Raw genomic sequence first — 18,843 nt, 5'->3', positions numbered from 1 at the left:
TCCAGCGGATTCGGATGGTCGGAGTGAGGAGGACACCCCGACGGGAAGAGGTTGGATCAGATCGCGGGGGCGATCGATCCCCGACTTTGCGCCATGCCCGGCCCGATCGCAAGCGTCTTGATTTCGGCCTCGATTTTCGCCGAACCGGCCCCGGGATCCTGGTAGGATGTCGACCCGAAGCGAGGGCGGGTCATCGGTCGGACCGCCCCGATCCGGAGGTTCCCCTGTCGGAGCGACTGCCCCCGATGCGAAATCAACGATCTTCCAGCCCGTTCCCCCGGCGCGACCTCTTCCGGGGGGCGGCCCTCGGAATGGCCTCGGCCGGCTTGACGGTCGGCCCGATCGGTTCGAGGGCCGCATCGGCCGACGAGGCGAAGCCGGTCGACCTGACGATCGAGGAGCTGGAGGTGATCCCGGTCCGCGTGCCGTTCCGCGAGGTCCCCAAACGAAACATGGCCCGCGAGCTTCCCCACTGGGATTCCTTCGAGGTCGTCCGCGTCCGGCTCCGGTCGGGCCACGTCGGGCACGGCGAGTCGATGGCCTTCTACACCTGGGGACGGACCACCGAGGAGGACCTGAAGAGGGCAGGGGGGAAGAACGCGGCCACCTTGATGTGGGACGACTCACTGGGAGCCGGGTTGCAGATCGCACTCTTCGACGCCGTGGGGCGGGCCCTGGGCGTGCCCATCCACAGCCTCCTTGGGATGAAGGTCCGGGACCGCGCGGCGCTCTCCTGGTGGGCGATCGACATGCCCCCCGAGGACTGGGCCAGCGAGTGCCAGGAGGCGGTCCGCCTGGGCTATGGCGCGTTCAAGACCAAGGGCCGACCCTGGTACGACATCCGGGAGCAGGTCCGCGCGGTCGCGGCGGTGGTCCCGGCCGACTTCAAGATCGACATGGACTTCAACGACACGCTCCTCGACGCCGAGCGGGCGATTCCGATCCTCAAGGAGTTGGAGGAGACCCCGCAGGTCGGAATCTTCGAGACGCCGATCCCCCAGAAGGACGTGCCCGGCAATAAGGCGATCTGCGAGGCCGTGAGGACTCCCATCGCCATGCATTACGGGACTCCCCCCGCACTTGTGGCGATCAAAGAAGGGGCCTGCGACGGTTTCGTCGTGGGGGGCGGGGCCAGGGCCCTGATCGAGCAGGGCAACGTGGCGGCGATGGCCGACATGCCATTCTGGCTCCAACTGGTCGGCACGGGGATCACCGCGGCCTTCTCGCTCCAGGTGGCGGCGGTCCTCAGCCACGCGAAGTGGCCGGCGGTGAACTGCCACCAGCTTTATACCCACACGCTCCTGACCAGCACGATCGCACTGGAAGGCGGGACAACGCCCATCCCCGACGCACCGGGCCTCGGCTTCGAGATCGACCAGGAAGCACTCCGGAAATTCCGGGTCGCCCCGATGAAGGACCGGCCCGAACCCGCCCGTCTGGTCGAGGTCGGCTTCCCCGACGGCGGAAAGCTCTACGTCGCCAGCGACGATGAGGTCAACTTCATGCTCCGCCAGGGAAATCTCGGCACGATCCCCTACTACCGCCCCGGCGCCCGAGCCCGCCTGGTCCCAAACGATGGCGGCGACCGCTGGAAGAAGCTCTACGAGAAGGCCCGGGAAAAGCCGTTCATGATCGTCCCCTGACATTCTCACGTCGCCGTTCGAGCAGAATGGGACTGGCATCGAGCCCGAGCCATCGGCGTCGTCCGTCTTGCGCGCGTAGTCCCTGGCAAGGCCGCGTGCCTCGGCTGCAAACACGCCACGGGCTTCCTGGACCCGGGATCAGCCCCCGGGCCGATCTGGGGCATCCCGCGAGGGACGACCGCGGGCGTTCGGTGTCGTGCCCATCTCATCGTACCGCGGGCGGGGCATGGGGAGGGCAATCTGCTGGGAGCCGCGTGCTGGTTGCGACGGCGAAGGCTTTCCTTCACGGTTGACCCGCCGGGTCTTCCTCGGATTGTCGATCCTCGCGACTTCTCCTCCGGGGAGGAGAAGAATGTTGAGACGGTCGCCGGTCGTATATCCGGCAACTCGATAACTCCCCGCCAGGGAGCGTCCCCAGTTCTAGCTCGCCTTGGCACCGAGTCGGATAATCCTCACGTGGCGGTCGTGGTGGGCCGTGGCGACGAGCAGGCCTTCCGGATGAAGGTCCATATCCCTGAGGATGTTGGGGAGCGCCAACCGATGAAAATCTTTCTCGGCGTCCGATTTCCAGAAGAGGAGGAGGCCGCCGGTACTGCCTCCCGAACCGCCCATGAGACTTCCATCGGCGAGGTATCGGAGACGCCAGATCACACCTCCAGCGATGCCGTCCGCCAGTTGGGTCTTCATGTTCTTGCGGCTTTCCCCGTCGAAGAGCAGCACGATTGGCTCGTGCACGGCTCCCAGCGGGTTGGTGGCTTTATGAAGTCCACCCGCCGCGACGGACTTCCCGTCTGGCGTAATGGCAAGCCCGCGAACCCCTCCGAAATCGACTTGTTGACCACCGTTGTAGGAATGCAATGGTTTGGCGTCGAACGTCCCGACAAGGTTCCCCGTGGCGAGATCCCATTGTCGGATCGATCCCAGGAGATCGCCGCTCAGGAGAGTCTTCCCATCCGGTTGGAACTCCACCGAGTAGACGTGCCCGTCATGCCCCTTCAACTCTCGGACGAGCGTTCCATTGGAGAGATCCCAGAGCTTGACCGCTCGATCATTGCCACCGGTGGCCAGGTATGCGCCGTCGGGGCTCACGCACATCGCGCGAATCCAGCCCTGATGGGCTTCGATCTTTTGGATCGGTCGCGGCTCCGACGCTGCGGTTTCCCAGACTGTGATCCGCCCATCACCACCGCCGCTGAAGGTTCGATCCCCATCTCGCGAGAACGCCAACGAGAAGACCCACGATTCATGACCATCGGGCAGGGATACCCGTTGACCGTCGGCCACGTTGAATCGCTGGACCGTGGAGTCTTCGAGCCCGCAGAACAGGAACCGGCCCAGGGGCTCGAACCGGCAGCAGACCACGGGCCGATCGGTCGGCCATTGGGCGGCCACGTGGGCCTGCTTGGGATCGAACCCGGTCGGGATGGCGACGGCGTGCGAATTCAAGTTAACGCTCCTTCACCCTTGTAAATTCGACACACCCGTCAACTCAGAACTTGAGGGATCATCTTCGAGGCGGGATCGGCGAGCAGCACGTCGCGGCCATCGAGATCGAAAGAATCCGTCGAGTCGACCCCCACGGCCTGGAGGTAAGTGTGGAAGAGGTTGGCGTGGTCGACCTGGCCATCAACGACCTCGGTGCCCTTGTCATTCGTGCTCCCGAAGGCCATCCCTCGCCGAATCCCGGACCCGGCCATCACGACGCTCCAGGCTCGCGACCAATGGTCTCGACCGTAGTAGAGATTGACGTTCGGGGTCCGCCCGAACTCGGAGAGGACCACAATCAGGGTCGACTCCAGCAAACCCCGATCCGCGAGATCGGCGACGAATGCCGCGAAAGACCGATCGAACTCGCCGAGCTGCTCGATGTGAAAATTGAAGTTTTCGTTATGCGTGTCGTAGTTCGAGTGGGAGACTTGAACGAACGTCACTCCCTTTTCGACGAGCCGTCGCGCGAGCAGGCAATGCCGCCCGAAGTCATACTTGCCGTATCTCTCGTGGTCCTTGGCCGGCTCCTTCTCCACATCGAACACTTCACGCTGACGCATGAGCTGATAGGCTTGATCGTAGGAATATGCGTATGCTTCAGTGATCGCGGTACGCCGACGATTCAAGAACCGGTCATTCAGGCGTTTCCGGACGTCATTGCGTGCGGCGTCCATCGACTCGGTCACCTGGTCGGGTCGGGTCGTGTTCTGGGGAGGCTTGCCGTTGCCCAATGCGATGCTCGAATATTTCGGCCCCAGATAGGCGGCATCGTTTCCTCGGCCTCCAGCCCCGCCGGGCGTGATGATGATGTGCCCAGGCAAGGCGCCGCCTTCCGGGGTCATTGCTTTCGCGCAGACGGCCCCCAGGTAGGGATAGTCGGCGGCGGGCGTCTGCCGGCGGCCGGTCAGCATCATGTAGGCGCCCTTGCCGTGGTCATCCTCGCTCGTGTTGACCCCACGAAGCAGGCAAAGGTGTTGCATCTGCCTGGCCACGTTCGGGAGCAGTTCGGAGATCCGGATCCCGGGCACCGAGGTCTCGATCGACCTGAACGGGCCACCCGTCTCGGTCCCGGGTTTAGGATCCCAGCTTTCCAGCTGGCTCAGGCCGCCATGCATATTGAAGACGACGACGCGTTTCTGATCGCGACCCAACTGGGCGGCCGCGGCCGGACTCGAGAAGACGCCCAGACCGCCGATCATCGAACCGGTCGCCGAGGCTGCCAGACCGGCGAGAAATCCACGCCTCGCGATGAGGTGCTCCGACGATTGACAGGAGTAAGTGCACTTCATGACTCACGGTCCTCCAGGATGGTCGTCCGAGTGTCTCAGTGATTGAAGCGGAATTCAGCCGATGACATGAGCCCCCAGATCCACTCCTGGACGCTCGCGGGTTTCTCCCCCGATCGTTCGGTGAGCACCCGGATCAATTCGGCGGATTCGTCGGGGGTTGGAAGTCGCGACAGGATCGTCAAGTAGAGATCATCGGCGGTTTTCGTCGCGTCCGATCCCTGGATCATTCGCTCCGCGATGTTCCCGGCAGAGGGGGAGGCCCAGCCGTTGACGAGCCCCGCATTGGCGACGAAGAGCGCCTGGTCGGCCGTGGCGAAGAATTCGTTCTGCGGCTGTCCGGCCCCGGCCCCGTACACACTCACGAATGAGGCGACGTTCCCCTTGAGCTTGGCATAAGTGCGATCCTCGACCTCAAAGCCGCGGGCGCGAACCTTCGCCGGGTCGTTCTGATCCTCGACGCTCAGAGGCTTTGACTTCGCTAGTTCCGCTTCCTCGGCCTGGCGATATCGATCGTAGACGCCCGTGACTTTCAGGATACTCCAGCACATCTGCTCGGGACTGAGGGGCTTGAGTTGGGCAATCTGGAAGTTTTCGCCCAGCAGGGTGGCCAGAAAGTCGGTCTCGGAGCCGACCTTGGACTCGAGGACTTTGAGCCGGGACTCCTCCTCGGTCAGGGCGCCCTCTTCGACGGCGAGTGCATCGTTGAGGGCCTTCGACTCCCCCATCGATTCTTCGAGTCGTAGCCCGGCGACGTCGAGCGACTCGGCCGATCGCTTCAGATCAGCAGAGGCGATCTCGACCCTGGACTTCAGAGTCGTTGAGACCGATCGGTACTCGTCGGCCTTCGCCTGGAGCTTCTGAGTGGCCTCGGCCAGGATCGCGTCCTCGGGTACGAGCCGGCGAGCGACATCGGTGGCACTGAAGGCATCGACGATGCACTTTTCAAGCTTTTGATGACTCGCCAGGGCAGACTCGGCCTCCTTGACGACTTTTTCATTGGCGGACCGAGCTTGGTCGGCGGCCTTTCGATCTTCGGTGCGTTGCGTGAGAATTTTCGCGATCTCGTCGCCTTTCTCCCGGGCTCGAACGACCGTCTTGCGTCGTCCTTCGATGGCGATACGACATTCCTTAGCCTGTCCCTCGAGCCCGATGAGTCGGTCGTATGTTTCGAGCAAACGAAGCTGATCCTGGTGACGTTCCAGGGTGATCCGGCTTTCGGCCATCTTCTTGCGAGCCGCTAGTACGACCTTCTCTTTTTCCCGAACCGCCTCGCGAAGCGGCATCACCTTGGCTCGCGCCGACTCGACGACCTTGACCGAAGCGGACTCGGCTTCGATGGCCTTCTCCAGGGCGGCGGCGTTGTCGGTGCTCGTCTTCTGCAACGCGGCCAGTTCCGTGGACATCGCCTTCGATCGATCCGCGAATTTCTGGGCGGCGGCGACCAGGTCTTTCTCGTTCGGAAGCTTCTCGACGACCTTCTGGGTCCTTTCGACGGCCTCGGCGAGTGACTTCGCGGTCTCCTCGCCGGCTTTAATCTTGGCAAGGACGTCATCGACGGCCTTCTGAGCCTCGGCTTTCTTCTTGGACAACTCGGTGTGTTTGGCCAGGGCCTGGGTCTGTTCGTCCGCGGCGGGGACCAGGTTGGATTCGGCCGAATACCAGGCACTGACCGCCTGATCGTATTCCTCTTGACTCGATACAGCGTCTGCGGAGAGCTCATCAGATTGGGACTTCAGCTCGGCGAGTTTCGACGCGATCACTCCTGCGGATGAGGCAAGCTCCGCCGGCAAATCGATGGTCCGTTGATAGGCCTGGCTCAGGGCCACCTCGCGGAGAAACGCCCTGGTATCGAAGTTCAATGCCACCAGCTCACTGGCCAGGAGTTTCAGCAGTTCGGGGTGACTTGGAGGATTGGCCGGGTGCTTCAGATCGAGGGGATGCACGAGGCCTCTCCCCATCATCATTGCCCACAACCGATTGGCGATATTTTCGTTGAACAACACATTCGAGCCGTCGGTGAGGGCCGAGGCCAGCCGGGCCCTTCGCCTGAACTTGGGCACGGGGAAGATGGCATCGGCGGCCTTCTCCTGATATTCCTCACCGGGAGGAAAAATCGGCTCGACCATCTCCGTCTCGCCCGGGATTCTCGGGCCTGTCAGGTGCTTGTCGTTCTTGATGAAGACGGAGTCGAACGCGAGATCGTCGCCCGCCTTCTCCGCGTAATAAGACGTCTCCTTATCCGCTTCCTTGCGAGAGACCTCATAGGCTGGGCTGAAAAATGCGAGGAGTCCGTGGTAATCGGACTGTCGATAATCTTCGATCAAGGGATGATCGTGACATTGGGCGCACTGCAGGTCGCGACCGAGGAAGATCCGTGCAACATCTCGTGTAATCAGGTTCGGCTCCGCCCCGCGATCGAGATAGAACCGAACCGCGGGGCGACGGCTGGCCTCGGTTCCATCAGCACTCAGGAGTTCCCTGAAGATCAGGTTGAGGGGCCGATTTTCTCGGCAGGCTGCGAGCAAGTATTCTTGCCATTCCTCGGCGGCCACCTTCTGGCTCGGCCGGCGTTCCATCAACATCACGTCGAGGATCGTCGCCATCTGTCGGTCGTGGAGGGGGCTTGCCAGCAGCCTGTCGATGGCCCTCGGTCGCTTGGCGACGTCGGTCTCGGTCAGAAACGAGGCCAGTTCCTCGGAGCTCGGTGGCATCCCCGTCAAGTCGATCGAAACTCGTCTCAAGAACTCCGCGTCACCTGCGAGTGCGATCGGCGGGCCGACGCGTCCCGAGTCGATCAACCGATCGATCTGGTCGTGCATCGGGACGGGGAGGCCATCCACCGACAGCGCCGGGGCGGTCAGCATCCCGAGCAAAGCAGCCACCCGAAGGCAAAACCATGGATGGTGAAGTTTCATCGGAGAGGGCCTCGCACGATATCCGTGCCGGTTGGGAGAGTTTTGCATAGGTCGGGCGAGATCGGCGAGCTTACCAGATATTCAAACTTTGCAAAACATTATTCTCGCGAGAGTCTCACCTCTGGGGTAGGCATCTCTAACGTAGTTGAGAATTAACGTACGACAGGGACCTTCGATGAGGGCCGAGAGGAGGGAACCGGAAGGCTAGTCGATCCGTCGGAACGCCAGTAAGCTGATCCTGACCTGGAGCTTCGCGAGGGGGCATCGCAACGTCATGAGCATCTTCGACCGATTCAAACTGACGGGGAAGCGTCTCTTCATCACCGGCGGGAGTCGCGGCCTGGGGCGGGAGATGGCGGTCGCGATCGCCGATGCCGGCGCCGACGTCATCCTCGTTGGCCGCGACTCGGCCAGTTTAGAGAGGACGGCCGGCGACATCCACGCCCTGGGCCGGCAGTGCTGGACCCTCGAGGCGGACATGGGCCAGCCCTTGGAATGCGAACAGGCGTGCCGGACGGCCCTGGATCGTCACGGCCCGATCGACATCCTGATCAACAACGTGGGCGGCCGGCGCGAGAACATCCCAACGGAAGCGATGTCGCTCGACAGATGGCGCGAGTTGATCGACCTGAACCTCACCAGTTGCATGCAGTGTACGAAATGGCTCGGCGGGGCGATGATTGAGCACGGCCGGGGCGGACGAATCATCAACATCGCGTCGATCAACGCACTCGTGGCGGGGCGGGGCGTCGCGGGCCGACACTACGAGACGGCGAAGGCGGCGGTGCTCCAATTCACCCGCGCGGTCGCCGCCGACTGGGCGGAGCATAAGATCACGGTGAACGCCATCCTGCCGGGCGGCTTCATGACGGAGCCGAACCGGCGTTGGTCCGAGACCAATCCGGAGGTAATCGAGCGATTCCGCGACAACATCCCGCTGGGCGACTTCGGCCAGCCCGAGGATCTTGGGCCGCTCGCGGTGTACCTTGCCAGCGACGCCTCACGATACATGACCGGGGCGTCCCTGGTGATCGACGGCGGGTACACATTGTGGTAAGTGATTGGACCGTCACTCACCTGTCACGCATCGGCCAAGAATACCGACGCTGACGATGAAATCGCCAGGATCGACGCCGGTAGGTATCCGGAGCAAACCTGTGGCGAGCCCGTGGATTGCCCGCTCGATAACGTGCATGGCCGGCCGAGCGTCGCCCGACTGGGTGATCGTGAGCAACTTCTTGTACTTCTTGCCCAGATAGCGGAATCCAGACATGGGCAGGTCGCCCTTCTTGCCGTGATTCGCCATGGAGACTTCCACGCGGCTTGCCGGTCCGCCGATGTCGCCCGGGAATGGATGTCATCTCGGATGTCGGCCATACGACGCCGGAGGGATGCCGGTCGAGCCACCAATGAGGCTCCGGCGCGGAATTGCAACGAAAAAAAGGCTCGCGGCAATTGCCGCAAGCCCTTTTGTTAACTAGTGCCGGAGACAGGACTTGAACCTGCACGGCCTTGTAAGGCCACTAGCCCCTCAAGCTAGCGCGTCTGCCAATTCCGCCACTCCGGCAACTCTTCGGGAACGTGCTTGGGGGCAGGTCTAAATCTTACCAGGACGGACCTCGAAGTCAAGTATCCGGCCCCGACCGATTGGCCATTGGGTCTCGGAATCGGGGTCGATCGCCGGAGTTAGGGGGCCGGTACGAAGTGGGGCCACTCTCGGGCAGGGGCGAGATTCCTTGAGAGGGCGACCGTCCAGGACCAGGGCGTGGACGAGGTTCCGATCAGGGTCAGGGGTCGCGGATAGACCAACGACGCGGCCTGGGGGAGTCCCAGGACCCTTTCAACCCCGAAGTAGGATGGCCCGTCTCGCCAGGTTGTCGGGGGATCGATCAGCGAGATCGAGGATACCTCGGGCTCGAATACCGAGGCCCAGAGGGCCAGCGAGGTCGATGGGCCGGCGGCGGTGATTTCCAAGGTTGATCCGGCTAGCTCGGGGGTATCTCGGAGCACGGCGATCGCCCTCCGGACGTCCCAGACCCTCATCCCGTCGAGGGTCTGACCCAGCAGGGCGAATCTCCGGCGGATCTGCACGTCCTTCGAGGCCGGCCAGGAGGTCGGCCCGATCCCTCTCGGGGCCACGAAGATCACGGGGCCTTCGGCCTCGGTCAGGAGCTTGCTCCAGGGGTTGTTTCCGGGTTCCGTCGCGAGGGCCTGACCGGTTTCGGTCTCGACCAGGAATTTGCCGAGACCCTTTTCCCAGGAGGCCTGGTCGAGCACGACCAGGGTCGAGGGCTTTGATCTTCCCGCCTCGGCCTCGGGGATCAGGCACCAGGCCCGGAGCCGGATCCCGGCCTGCGTGTTGAAGTCGAGGGCGAGCACCGAACGACCGGGGATCGTCGACCGGAATGCCTCGGCGCGATCGAGCGGGACCTCCTCACCGGGAGCCGGCCAGGCGTTGAAGACCTTGGCCTGGAGTTCGGCCATCCAGTTCGACTTCAGGCTCTCCCAGGCCTCGGGCGACTTCGGGACCGTCGGCGGGGCAGACTGGTTGACGAACGACTCGTGGATCACGCCGTTCCGGGCATAAGGAGGGACCTCGCCGGGGCGGAGGACCTTCAAGTCCTCGATCGGCACCTTGCGGTCGGGTTCTTCGATCGACCCAGTCCCGACGTCCTTGTGCTTGAGCCATTTTTCGAAGAAGGCGAAGGTCGGGTGGCGGATTTCCTCGGTGTCGGCGTGCGGGCCCTCGCCGATAACCAGCCCGAGCCGGTCGGCCGCGCCGTACCAGCCGTAGACCTTCTCGGCCTGCGCATAGACCCTGCGCACGCCACCTTCGGGGAAGATCGGGTCCCGATCCGTGTTCACGACCAGCATCGGAACGGGGGCAATCAGGGCGGCCAGGGTCGGGAAGTCCCATCGGTACGTGTTGCAATAATACATGCAGTCGCAGTGGCCTTCGACGACCCCCGCGACGACGTGATCTTGAAGGTCGGTGATGCCGGCCACCGGGGCGACCGCGGCGATCCGATCGTCGAGGGCCCCGACCCACCAGGAGGTCGCACCGCCCCCCGATCGGCCCGTCACCCCGATCCGGGTCGGGTCGACCTCGGGTCGGGAGATCAGGTAGTCGACCCCTCGGAGGGCGTTCCAGGCCTCGATCCCGGCCGGGGTATAGCCTCGCGATTCCCACCACCACATCGCCTCGCGGGCGGTCCCATGATGGAGGCCGGGCACCTCGCCGAGTTGGAGCGTGTCGACGATCAGGCAGACGTAACCGTTGGCGGCGAACCAGGCGGGATGATGCTGATAGTGGGCCTTGCAGCCCAGGATCACCCCGTCCTTCTCGACCTTCGCATGCCCGCAGACGTAGAGGATGGCCGGCAGCCGCCCTTCCACCTTCTTCGGGCGATAGAGGTTGCCCGTGACGTAGAGCCCGGGGCTCGACTGGTAGTGCAGCCGCTCGATGACGAAGTCGGGCCGCTCGATCGTCCCGGTGATCTGGACGTGGAGATCGCCGCGATCGGGCATCGGATCGAGCCCGAGCATCTCCCGGATCTGCCGACGAAGCTCGGGGCGGGCCGCCTTCCAGGTCTCGGCCGAGTTGGCCCCCGCCAGCGGCTTCGCCTCGATCTTCGCGACCTCGGAGCGGAAATACTCGGCCAACGGGGGGTCATCGGCCCCGAAGCCGGGAGCGATCCAGCTCGCGACCAGGAGGATGACCAACGGCCCAGGCCAGCTTGTTCGACAGAATCGCATCGGCCGACTCCTCGCAGTGGTGATCGAGCGTCCCCAGATTGGCCCGCCAAGGCCCACCATAGGCCGAAGGAACCTGCCCCGCAAGGCTCGGGGGGATGGACCGGCGCTGGGATCTCACAGAACCGACCAACTGATCGGAAGGGAAACCGAGTCGTCCCGGGATCAGCGACGCCGAGTCGAACGAGCCCGGATCCTCCCGTCATATGGATCCGGGTAATGCCGACCTCCGATCTCTTACGATTCGGGACCATTTCCTGAATCGAACGCGATCGTTGATCAGACCCGTCGCGATTGGGGTCATCGGGCGTGGCTGACGGCCACTTGCCTCGGGGCGTCGGTCATGCGACCTTCGGTCGATTCAGATCGGCCCGAGATGCCGTCGGGGCGCCAGAAACTCAGGGTTGCGGTGGTCCCGGTACGCCCCGGCGTCTGCTCTCGGATGCCGTCTGCGAAGTTTCATCGATGAAGGGCAGCAACATGGGACTCTTTGGGATATTGCTGGCGTTGGCCCTGATGATGTGGCTCGCTTATCGGGGGTGGAGCGTGCTGCTCGTGGCCCCGGCGGCGGCGATCCTGGCCGCGGCGATGTCGGGCGAGCCGCTCCTCGCCCACTGGACGCAAACCTTCATGGGGAGTGCGTCTCGCTTCGTTGCGCAATGGTTCCCCTTGTTCCTGCTGGGCGGGCTATTCGGCAAGCTCATGGATGACAGCGGTTCGATCAACTCGATCGCGCGTTTCCTGACCGAGCGGTTGGGAACGCAACGCGCGATGCTTTCGGTCGTGCTCGCCTCGGCCGTGGTCACTTATGGTGGTGTCAGCGTCTTCGTTGCTTTCTTCGTGCTGGTGCCCATGGCGCAGAAGATGTTCCGGGCCGCGGATATCCCGCGTCGGTTGATGCCGGCCACCATCTGCCTCGGGGCGTTTACCTTCACCATGTCGGCGCTCCCGGGGTCGCCGTCGATCAATAACTCGATCCCGATGCCTTACTTCGGCACGACGCCGTTCGCGGCACCCGGTCTGGGCATCATCGCTTCGCTCATCACCCTGGCATTCGGCATGTGGTGGCTCGGCCGTGCCGAAGTGGCCGCTCGCCGGGCCGGCGAAGGTTACGGCGGCTCCCCGGACCCTGCACCCGTCGTGAACGAGGAGATTCGCGAGCATGCGACGGCCACGGGCGATTTCGACCCGGCCGAGATCCGCCATGGTCAACGCGGTGACGGCGAGCCTTCTTTCGCCCTTGCCATCCTGCCGCTCGCCCTGGTGATCGTGATGAACTTCCTGATGTCTCTGGTCGTGCTCCCACGCCTCGATTTTTCGTACCTGTCCGAGGCGAGATGGGGCGGGACCACGATCGGCGCCCTGTCCGGGGTCTGGTCGGTGGCCGTGGCTCTCGCGGCCGGGGCCCTGGCCGTGGTCATCGTCAATTACCGTCGCCTTCCCGCCCTGCGGCGGAGCATGGACGCCGGCGCCAATTCCTCGGTCCTGCCGGTCCTGACCGTGGGCAGCCTCGTCGGCTTTGGCGCGGTGGTGGCGGCGATGCCCGCGTTCGCGGCGGTTCGCGATGCGGTGCTGTCGATCCAGGGGGGGCCGCTGGTCTCGCTCACCGTCGCCATGAACGTGCTCGCCGGGCTGACCGGCTCGGCCTCCGGGGGGATGGCGATCGCGCTCGACACGCTCGGCGAGACTTACATGCGACTCGCCCTGGAGCAGGGCATTGATCCCGCGTTGATGCATCGCGTCGCCACGATCAGTTCCGGGACGCTCGACTCGCTCCCCCACAATGGCACGGTCTTGACGGTGCTCCAGGTCAGCGGACTGACTCACCGGGAAAGCTATTTGGACATGGTCATGACGGTGATCGTCGGCGTGGTCATCTCCTTCGTCGCGGTGATCATCCTGGGCTCGGTGTTCGGGTCGTTCTGAGGTGGGATTTCTTGATGTGCGTTCCCGGGTCGGCCCCCCCGGAAACCCGGGGGTGGCCCGATGGCATTCCGCACGGCCCGGGCTGTCGCCGGGCCGGCTTCCCTGATTCAATGGCGGGGAATTCCCCTCCACCATTCCCGGATCGACACTCATGAATCAGGACTCGACGAGCCCGGCCCGATCGCCTTCGTACAAGTGGTGGGTCGTGTTCATGCTCTGGTTCGTCTGCCTGTTCAACTACGCCGATCGGCAGGCGATCTCGGCGGTCTTCCCGGTCCTGGAGGCGGAATTCGGCTTCAGCAAGTTCGAGCTGGGCCTGATCGGCTCGGCGTTCATGTGGGTCTATGCGCTGGGGGGGCCGTTCGCGGGCTATGTGGGCGACCGGGTCCGGCGGAAGGACCTGATCCTGGGCGGTTGCCTGTTCTGGAGCGTGGTGACGATGATGACCGGCTGGTGCGGCCGGCTCTGGCAGTTCGTCACGGTCCGGGCGCTGGAAGGATTCGGGGAGACGTTCTACTTCCCGGCCTCGATGTCGCTGATGAGCGACTATCACGGCCCCGAGTCCCGGTCGAGGGCCCTGGCGTTCCACCAGTCGAGCGTCTATGCCGGGACGATCGCCGGGAGTTGGCTGGGGGCCTGGATCGCCGAGCACTACGGCTGGCGGCTCGGGTTCTACGCGTTCGGAGGAGGCGGGATCATCCTGGCCCTGATCCTGTTCACCTTCCTCCGCGAGCCGAGGCGGGGGGAGTCGGAAGGGCTGGTCGAAGGCCCGCCAGAGCCGCCGATGTCCTGGAGAGAGGTGGCCCAGGCGCTCCTTCGTTCGCCGACGGCCCCGCTCCTGATGGCGGCGTTCCTGGCGGCGAACTTCGTGGCCACGATCTTCCTGACCTGGACCCCGACGTTCCTGGTCGAGAAGTTCGGCTACAAGCTGGCGGCCGCGGGCCTCTCGGGCAGCGTGTTCATCCAGCTCGCTAGCGCGGTGGGTTCCCCGCTGGGGGGGATCTTCGCCGACCGGCTGGGAAGTCGTTGGACCGGCGGGAGGATCGTGATCCAGGCACTCGGGCTGCTCTCGGGAGCCCTCTGCGTCTTCCTGGTGGGGACGGCCGCCGATGTCCCGTCCCTGATCGGGTCGATGGTCCTGTTCGGGCTCTGCAAGGGATTTTACGACTCGAACATCTTCGCCTCGCTCTACGACACGGTGGAGCCCCGGGCCCGCGCGACGGCCGCCGGCCTGATGAACACGGTCGGCTGGGGCGGCGGCGCGCTCGGGCCGGTCTTCGTCGGCTGGGTCGCCACCAACGGCCGACACCCCACCGAGGTCGAGAACATGAGCGAGGCCATCGCCTCGTGCGGGCTGGCCTACCTCGCCGGGGCGGTCTTGCTGATCCTGGCGGTCGCCTCGCTCCGTCGAGATCGTGGCCGGAGCAAGGGAGTCTGAGATTTCCGAGGGCTCGACGATCCGGCGACGCCTGGGAGGCGGGTCCCGTTCGGTGTCGAAAACCAAAGCCAGGGCGACCGCAGGAATCCGGCGCGGAGGCAAATCGCTCATCCCGCAACTCCTATTTTTAAACCGCCCGAAGGAGTTGATCTTGAACCTCGGCGTGATCCTCTGGTCCAATTTTGATTGACGCCAACGCGATTGGATCGAGTTCTTACCTTTCGGGTTAGCTGGATGCTCCATAAGACGCAATCATCCAACGACCTCGCCGAGGCTGCTCGCCATAAAACAACCGAGGCTAAATCTCACCAGGTTCGCGGCCTTTCTCGCATACCCACCCTGGATTCGGTCCGCGCGATCGCTTGCCTGCTCGTACTGATCGTCCACCTGAATGCCGTCCGAGGGCTTCATGGCCTCCCGCAGATCGTCGGCACGGCGGGTGTTGGTATCTTCTTCGCGCTTTCGGGCTTCCTGATCACGCGGATCCTCCTTCAGGCCGAACCGTCCTGGAAGTCGTTCCACGCCTTCTATAACCGGCGAGTCGTCCGGGTCTTCCCGATCTATTATCTGCTCCTGTTCTGCTTATTGATGATACGTCCGGCCGTGGAACTTGGCTGGGCGGCCAGCTTCTCCTTCAATCTTCTGTATGTGATAGGAGTTACGCGGCAGTGATCGGGCGTCCATATTGCGCCAATCGGTTCGGACGTCCATGATGGATCGCATGTACGCCCCGAACCCCAAGTGTCACGACACCGACTACATCGATTTCCTCATCGCCTCCCCGAAGGCGTTCTGCTGCACGGAGGCCGCCGCTGTGCAACCCGAGTCGCCCGACGCTCCGGCCCACGATGCCTTCACCCGTCTGCTCCATCGGATCGAACCCGACCCGTCCACGCTCTGGGAAGAGGCCCGGCCCATGGTCCGCAAGGAGGGCGGGATGCTGGTCCTCGATGACTCGACCCTCGACAAGTTCCACGCCGAGAAGATCGAGCTGGTCAGCCGGCACTGGTCGGGCAAGCATAAGCGGGTCGTCCGTGGCATCAACCTGATCACCACGGCCTGGACCGATGGCGATACCGTCGTGCCCTGCGACTACCGGGTCTACGACAAGGCCAAGGACGGCCTGACCAAGAACGACCACTTCCTGGCGATGCTCCGCCAGGCCAAGGCCCGCGGCTTCGAGCCGCAGTGCGTGGCGTTCGATAGCTGGTATTCGAGCCTGGGGAACCTCAAGGCGGTCCGGGCCTGCGGCTGGACGTTCCTGACCCAGCTGAAGGTCAACCGCAAGGTGGACCTCGACCGCCAGGGCTACCGTGCCGTCGCAGGACTGGCGATCGCCCCCGAGGGGACCATCGTTCATCTGGAGGGGTTCGGGTCGATCCGCGTCTTCAAGGTGGTCTCCCAAGGCGGAGACGTTGAATACTGGGCGACCAACGACCTGGCGATGGGCGAATTGACCCGGCTGGCCCACGCCGAGCGATGCTGGGCGATCGAGAACTATCACCGGGGCCTGAAGCAGTGCTGCGGGGTGGAGCGTGCCCAGGTCCGGGCGGCGCGGGCGCAGCGGAATCACATCGGGCTGTCGATCCGGGCGTTCCTGCGGCTGGAGCACCATTTCTACACCACGGGGGTCAGTTGGTACGAGGCGAAGGCCCGGATCATCCGAGGAGCGGTGCGTGCATATATCGCCAATCCGATGTACAACCTGACATGACCGCGTAACTCCTATGTGACCAACTTGCGTGAATATTTCTTCGTCGATGCCGGAAAATCTCCCATCCCTCCGATAGCCCACCTGTGGAGCCTCTGCGTCGAGGAGCAATTTTACTGGATCTGGCCGGCGATCGTCTGGCTGGTGCCGCGCCGATATCTTTCTTGGCTGTTCGGTCTGATCATCGTCTCAACCCCTCCGGTGACCTACTACATCATCCAGCAACTGAAGCTTCGCAACTTCTTCGAGGCCAACGTGGTGGAGGGCCTGATCTGGCGGATGACCCCGACCAATCTTGTGGCCTTGTGCCTGGGAGCCCTTGCCGCGATCCACGAAGGTCGGCTGGGAGACCGGGTGAGAGCAATGAACCTGTTGGGCCTGAGGGTCACCGTGCTGCCGTTCGTCGCCGCGATCCTGACGATCGGCGGGGCGATCCTTTGGAATGCCCTCCCGTATCTCCCCCTGAGCGAGGAAGTCCGTCTTTCCCTCCAACCGACGACCCTCCACCTCCTCTGCGGGGGGCTATTCGGCCTGGGTATGTGGTTTGGCCCGCTAGCCCGCATCCCATTGCTCCCGTGGATCGGTCGAATTAGTTATGGCCTCTATCTTTACCACCTCCCGATCTATGCCGCGTTCGGCCTGGCCGCGTCGGGCGCCCATGTGTCTTACCGTCGGGGTCTGGCGGCGTTCGTCCTGACTTTCGTGGTGGCTCGGCTCTCGTTCGTCCTGATCGAGGACCCCCTGTTGCGGCTCGTCCACCGCGGCTGGGGGAGGGCGACGTTTCGATTCGGGCGGTTCGCCATGTCGCCGGGGACCCTCCTCACGTTCGGTCTGGCCGGGGTGTTCGCCCTCCAGGCGATCCGTTGGTTCGATGAGAATCGAATCGTCCCGCCATCGCTCCGTCGCGAGATCGTCCAGGTCCCCGGGGCCGAAAGGGCCTGGAAGTGGATGGGTGCCCTGCATGTCACGGACAAGACCGGCTATCGGCGAACAACACCATTGCCGGCCAAGAAACCCGGAGTCCCTCGAATCGCCGTCATCGGCGATTCGTTCGTATTCGGCGTGGGGGTGGATGCCGAGAAGACCGTCGCCCCGATGCTCGAAAAGGCGCTGGCCGAGCGGGGGCACCCCGCAGAGGTGCTCAACCTCGGCATCTCCGGCTTCCAGGCGAAGCACGTCTTGAATCATCTCCGCGAGGAGATCTTCGAGCTGAATCCGGACATCGTCGTGTATGGCATCAGCTATATGGTGCATCCGGCTTGTCCGCTGTCACTGGCCTCGCGGAGGAGATGATTGCCCCGCAATGGTTTGGGTCGTGCGGCTGGTGTAGCCCGACTTGCCGGATGCACCATATATGGTGCATCCGGCAAGTTACCTGACGCCGGGGGCCGCCGCTATCCCCGGCACTCGCTTGGGCCGGTGCCGCCTCCTCCTGCCCCAGATGAACGGGTGCCGGTGCCCGTTCCAGTAACCGGTCGCCGCCTCCACCGCTTGGCGGACTTCCTCCCAGGTCACGAACCGCCGGCCCTTCAGGGCCAGAGACTTCAGCACCTTCCACCACGGCTCGATCAGGTTGAGGTACGCCGCGTAGGTCGGCTGGAAGACGAACTCCCAGCGTTCGTGCCACAGGGCGAAGAGCAGCACGTCGGTGGTCCGGTGCGTCACCAGGTTGTCCAGCACCGCGTAGATCCGGCTCACCTCGGCCGGGATCCACGCCTCGACCTGCTCCAGGAAGTCGACCCAGTCGGCCGAGCGGCGGTGCTCGTAGCAGGCGGTGAACGCCTCGCCGGTCGCGGGGCGGAAGGCCCCGAAGACGTAGCCGCCCCGCTGGCGGGTCCCGGTCTCGATCTCCTGCCGGGCCCGCCCGGCGGGCCGGTGGCTGCCGTCGGGCTCGACGCCCGGGGCGGCGTGGATCGGCTCTCGCCCGGCGAAGGTCTTGGGCACGGTGGGTCCCATCTCGTCCAGGCAGAGGACGACCGACCCGTCGGGAGGGGCGATGGAGAGCCGCTCGATCGCCCCCTTTTTGCGGCGAAGTCGGGGTCCACCCGCTCGCCGAACCACGTCTCGTGCTTCCTCCAGCGGAGGCCCTCGGAGGTGAGGATCTCGTCGATCCGGCTCCGCTTGATCGGGATCGCCTTGTGCTCGTTGAGGTAGGCCTGGAGCCGGTCCAGGGTCCAGCAGGCGAAGGGCAGGCCCAGCGTGGTGGGGTCGGTCATCGAGGCGGCGATGACCTCGGCGACCTGCTCGGGCGGGTAGGTGGCCGGCCGGCCGGAGCGGGGCTGGTCCGGCAGGGCGGCGTTCCCCTGGGCGTTGAACCGCTTGATCCAGGTGTAGACGGTAGGGCGCGAGATGCTGAGTTCGCGGGCGATGGCCGAGGGCCCTCGGCCCTGGGCGGCGGCCAGGATGATGCGGGCCCGCTCGACCAGGCGGGCCTCGGCGGTGCGGGAGCCGGCGAGCTGTTCGAGTTCTTGACGCTCGGTGTCGGTCAACTCGCGGAGCTGGAATTTCGGCTGCATGGATGTCCCCTCCGGCGGTCTCCTAGTATTCTAGGGGGGGCCGGCAAGGGACTTGCCGGATGCACCATATACCGATTACATGTACAATGGCCGACCCTCGCCGAAAAGCCCTCCTCCCGAATTTCGGACGGACCCGGAATACGGGCGTCAATTCCGGCTGGTGT

Annotated in this window: 13 protein-coding genes, 1 tRNA gene and 1 pseudogene; 7 read left to right on the top strand and 8 right to left on the bottom strand. The window is 64.3% G+C overall.

Annotated elements, in window-relative coordinates; genetic code table 11:
• Positions 1 to 245 precede the first annotated feature (245 nt).
• Complete coding sequence (locus P12x_RS14685; protein WP_435011617.1) at positions 246 to 1,643, top strand: mandelate racemase/muconate lactonizing enzyme family protein; 1,398 nt, start codon at positions 246 to 248, stop codon at positions 1,641 to 1,643.
• 420 nt (positions 1,644 to 2,063) lie between these two features.
• Here the strand turns inward: P12x_RS14685 and P12x_RS14680 are convergent, their stop codons facing one another.
• From P12x_RS14680 to P12x_RS14670, 3 genes are read right to left on the bottom strand one after another with little or no spacing between them, the layout of a single operon-like run.
• Positions 2,064 to 3,089 (bottom strand): WD40 repeat domain-containing protein, encoded by a 1,026-nt coding sequence (locus P12x_RS14680; protein ID WP_435011616.1) that lies wholly within the window; start codon positions 3,087 to 3,089, stop codon positions 2,064 to 2,066.
• A gap of 38 nt (positions 3,090 to 3,127) precedes the next feature.
• The gene (locus P12x_RS14675; RefSeq protein ID WP_435011615.1) at positions 3,128 to 4,420 is read right to left on the bottom strand and encodes a DUF1501 domain-containing protein; all 1,293 of its coding nucleotides are present in this window, start codon (positions 4,418 to 4,420) and stop codon (positions 3,128 to 3,130) included.
• Between the two features lie 35 nt (positions 4,421 to 4,455).
• Positions 4,456 to 7,335: a DUF1549 domain-containing protein gene (locus P12x_RS14670; protein ID WP_435011614.1), complete on the bottom strand. Its 2,880-nt coding sequence runs from the start codon at positions 7,333 to 7,335 to the stop codon at positions 4,456 to 4,458.
• Between the two features lie 274 nt (positions 7,336 to 7,609).
• Between P12x_RS14670 and P12x_RS14665 the strand changes: the two genes are divergently transcribed.
• Positions 7,610 to 8,392 carry an SDR family NAD(P)-dependent oxidoreductase gene (locus P12x_RS14665; protein WP_435011613.1) on the top strand — a complete coding sequence of 261 codons (783 nt, stop codon included), beginning with the start codon at positions 7,610 to 7,612 and terminating at the stop codon, positions 8,390 to 8,392.
• Between the two features lie 12 nt (positions 8,393 to 8,404).
• Here P12x_RS14665 and P12x_RS14660 read toward each other — a convergent pair whose 3' ends face one another.
• The 3 genes from P12x_RS14660 to P12x_RS14650 all read right to left on the bottom strand — a co-directional run bounded on the left by P12x_RS14660 (position 8,405) and on the right by P12x_RS14650 (position 11,091).
• A complete protein-coding gene (locus tag P12x_RS14660) occupies positions 8,405 to 8,641 on the bottom strand; it encodes a hypothetical protein (protein WP_435011612.1) in 237 nt (78 codons plus the stop codon).
• Between the two features lie 175 nt (positions 8,642 to 8,816).
• Positions 8,817 to 8,902 (bottom strand) — tRNA-Leu (locus P12x_RS14655).
• Between the two features lie 119 nt (positions 8,903 to 9,021).
• On the bottom strand, positions 9,022 to 11,091 hold the full coding sequence (locus P12x_RS14650) for an alpha/beta hydrolase family protein (RefSeq protein WP_435011611.1): 2,070 nt from the start codon (positions 11,089 to 11,091) through the stop codon (positions 9,022 to 9,024).
• A 477-nt stretch (positions 11,092 to 11,568) separates the two neighbouring features.
• Between P12x_RS14650 and P12x_RS14645 the strand changes: the two genes are divergently transcribed.
• The 5 genes from P12x_RS14645 to P12x_RS14625 all read left to right on the top strand — a co-directional run bounded on the left by P12x_RS14645 (position 11,569) and on the right by P12x_RS14625 (position 17,456).
• Complete coding sequence (locus P12x_RS14645) at positions 11,569 to 13,014, top strand: GntP family permease (RefSeq protein ID WP_435011669.1); 1,446 nt, start codon at positions 11,569 to 11,571, stop codon at positions 13,012 to 13,014.
• Positions 13,015 to 13,165: 151 nt separating this feature from the next.
• Complete coding sequence (locus P12x_RS14640; RefSeq protein ID WP_435011610.1) at positions 13,166 to 14,452, top strand: MFS transporter; 1,287 nt, start codon at positions 13,166 to 13,168, stop codon at positions 14,450 to 14,452.
• Positions 14,453 to 14,686: 234 nt separating this feature from the next.
• A complete protein-coding gene (locus P12x_RS14635) occupies positions 14,687 to 15,124 on the top strand; it encodes an acyltransferase family protein (RefSeq protein WP_435011609.1) in 438 nt (145 codons plus the stop codon).
• 37 nt (positions 15,125 to 15,161) lie between these two features.
• Positions 15,162 to 16,166 carry an IS701 family transposase gene (locus P12x_RS14630; protein ID WP_435005193.1) on the top strand — a complete coding sequence of 335 codons (1,005 nt, stop codon included), beginning with the start codon at positions 15,162 to 15,164 and terminating at the stop codon, positions 16,164 to 16,166.
• A gap of 15 nt (positions 16,167 to 16,181) precedes the next feature.
• Positions 16,182 to 17,456, top strand: a complete 1,275-nt coding sequence (locus P12x_RS14625; RefSeq protein WP_435011608.1) for an acyltransferase family protein — start codon at positions 16,182 to 16,184, stop codon at positions 17,454 to 17,456.
• A gap of 78 nt (positions 17,457 to 17,534) precedes the next feature.
• On the opposite strand, the gene P12x_RS14620 is transcribed toward P12x_RS14625, so the two are convergent.
• The gene (locus P12x_RS14620; RefSeq protein ID WP_435011607.1) at positions 17,535 to 18,224 is read right to left on the bottom strand and encodes a transposase; all 690 of its coding nucleotides are present in this window, start codon (positions 18,222 to 18,224) and stop codon (positions 17,535 to 17,537) included.
• Between the two features lie 47 nt (positions 18,225 to 18,271).
• Positions 18,272 to 18,679 (bottom strand): annotated as a pseudogene (locus tag P12x_RS14615) (helix-turn-helix domain-containing protein); the annotation flags it as partial.
• Positions 18,680 to 18,843: the final 164 nt, after the last annotated feature.

Origin of the sequence: Tundrisphaera lichenicola (assembly GCF_051175385.1) — a bacterium.
Classification (GTDB): domain Bacteria; phylum Planctomycetota; class Planctomycetia; order Isosphaerales; family Isosphaeraceae; genus Tundrisphaera; species Tundrisphaera lichenicola.
Note: the sequence above shows the minus strand (reverse complement) of the source record. Positions and strands in the feature narration are given on the sequence as shown.

What these genes read in the sequence shown, in the direction of transcription:
- P12x_RS14685 (WP_435011617.1), top strand. Translation starts at nt 246, where the DNA reads ATGCGAAATCAACGATCTTCCAGCCCGTTCCCCCGGCGCGACCTCTTC.
- P12x_RS14675 (WP_435011615.1), bottom strand. Translation starts at nt 4,420, where the DNA reads ATGAAGTGCACTTACTCCTGTCAATCGTCGGAGCACCTCATCGCGAGG.
- P12x_RS14670 (WP_435011614.1), bottom strand. Translation starts at nt 7,335, where the DNA reads ATGAAACTTCACCATCCATGGTTTTGCCTTCGGGTGGCTGCTTTGCTC.
- P12x_RS14665 (WP_435011613.1), top strand. Translation starts at nt 7,610, where the DNA reads ATGAGCATCTTCGACCGATTCAAACTGACGGGGAAGCGTCTCTTCATC.
- P12x_RS14660 (WP_435011612.1), bottom strand. Translation starts at nt 8,641, where the DNA reads ATGGCGAATCACGGCAAGAAGGGCGACCTGCCCATGTCTGGATTCCGC.
- P12x_RS14650 (WP_435011611.1), bottom strand. Translation starts at nt 11,091, where the DNA reads ATGCGATTCTGTCGAACAAGCTGGCCTGGGCCGTTGGTCATCCTCCTG.
- P12x_RS14645 (WP_435011669.1), top strand. Translation starts at nt 11,569, where the DNA reads ATGGGACTCTTTGGGATATTGCTGGCGTTGGCCCTGATGATGTGGCTC.
- P12x_RS14640 (WP_435011610.1), top strand. Translation starts at nt 13,166, where the DNA reads ATGAATCAGGACTCGACGAGCCCGGCCCGATCGCCTTCGTACAAGTGG.
- P12x_RS14635 (WP_435011609.1), top strand. Translation starts at nt 14,687, where the DNA reads ATGCTCCATAAGACGCAATCATCCAACGACCTCGCCGAGGCTGCTCGC.
- P12x_RS14630 (WP_435005193.1), top strand. Translation starts at nt 15,162, where the DNA reads ATGATGGATCGCATGTACGCCCCGAACCCCAAGTGTCACGACACCGAC.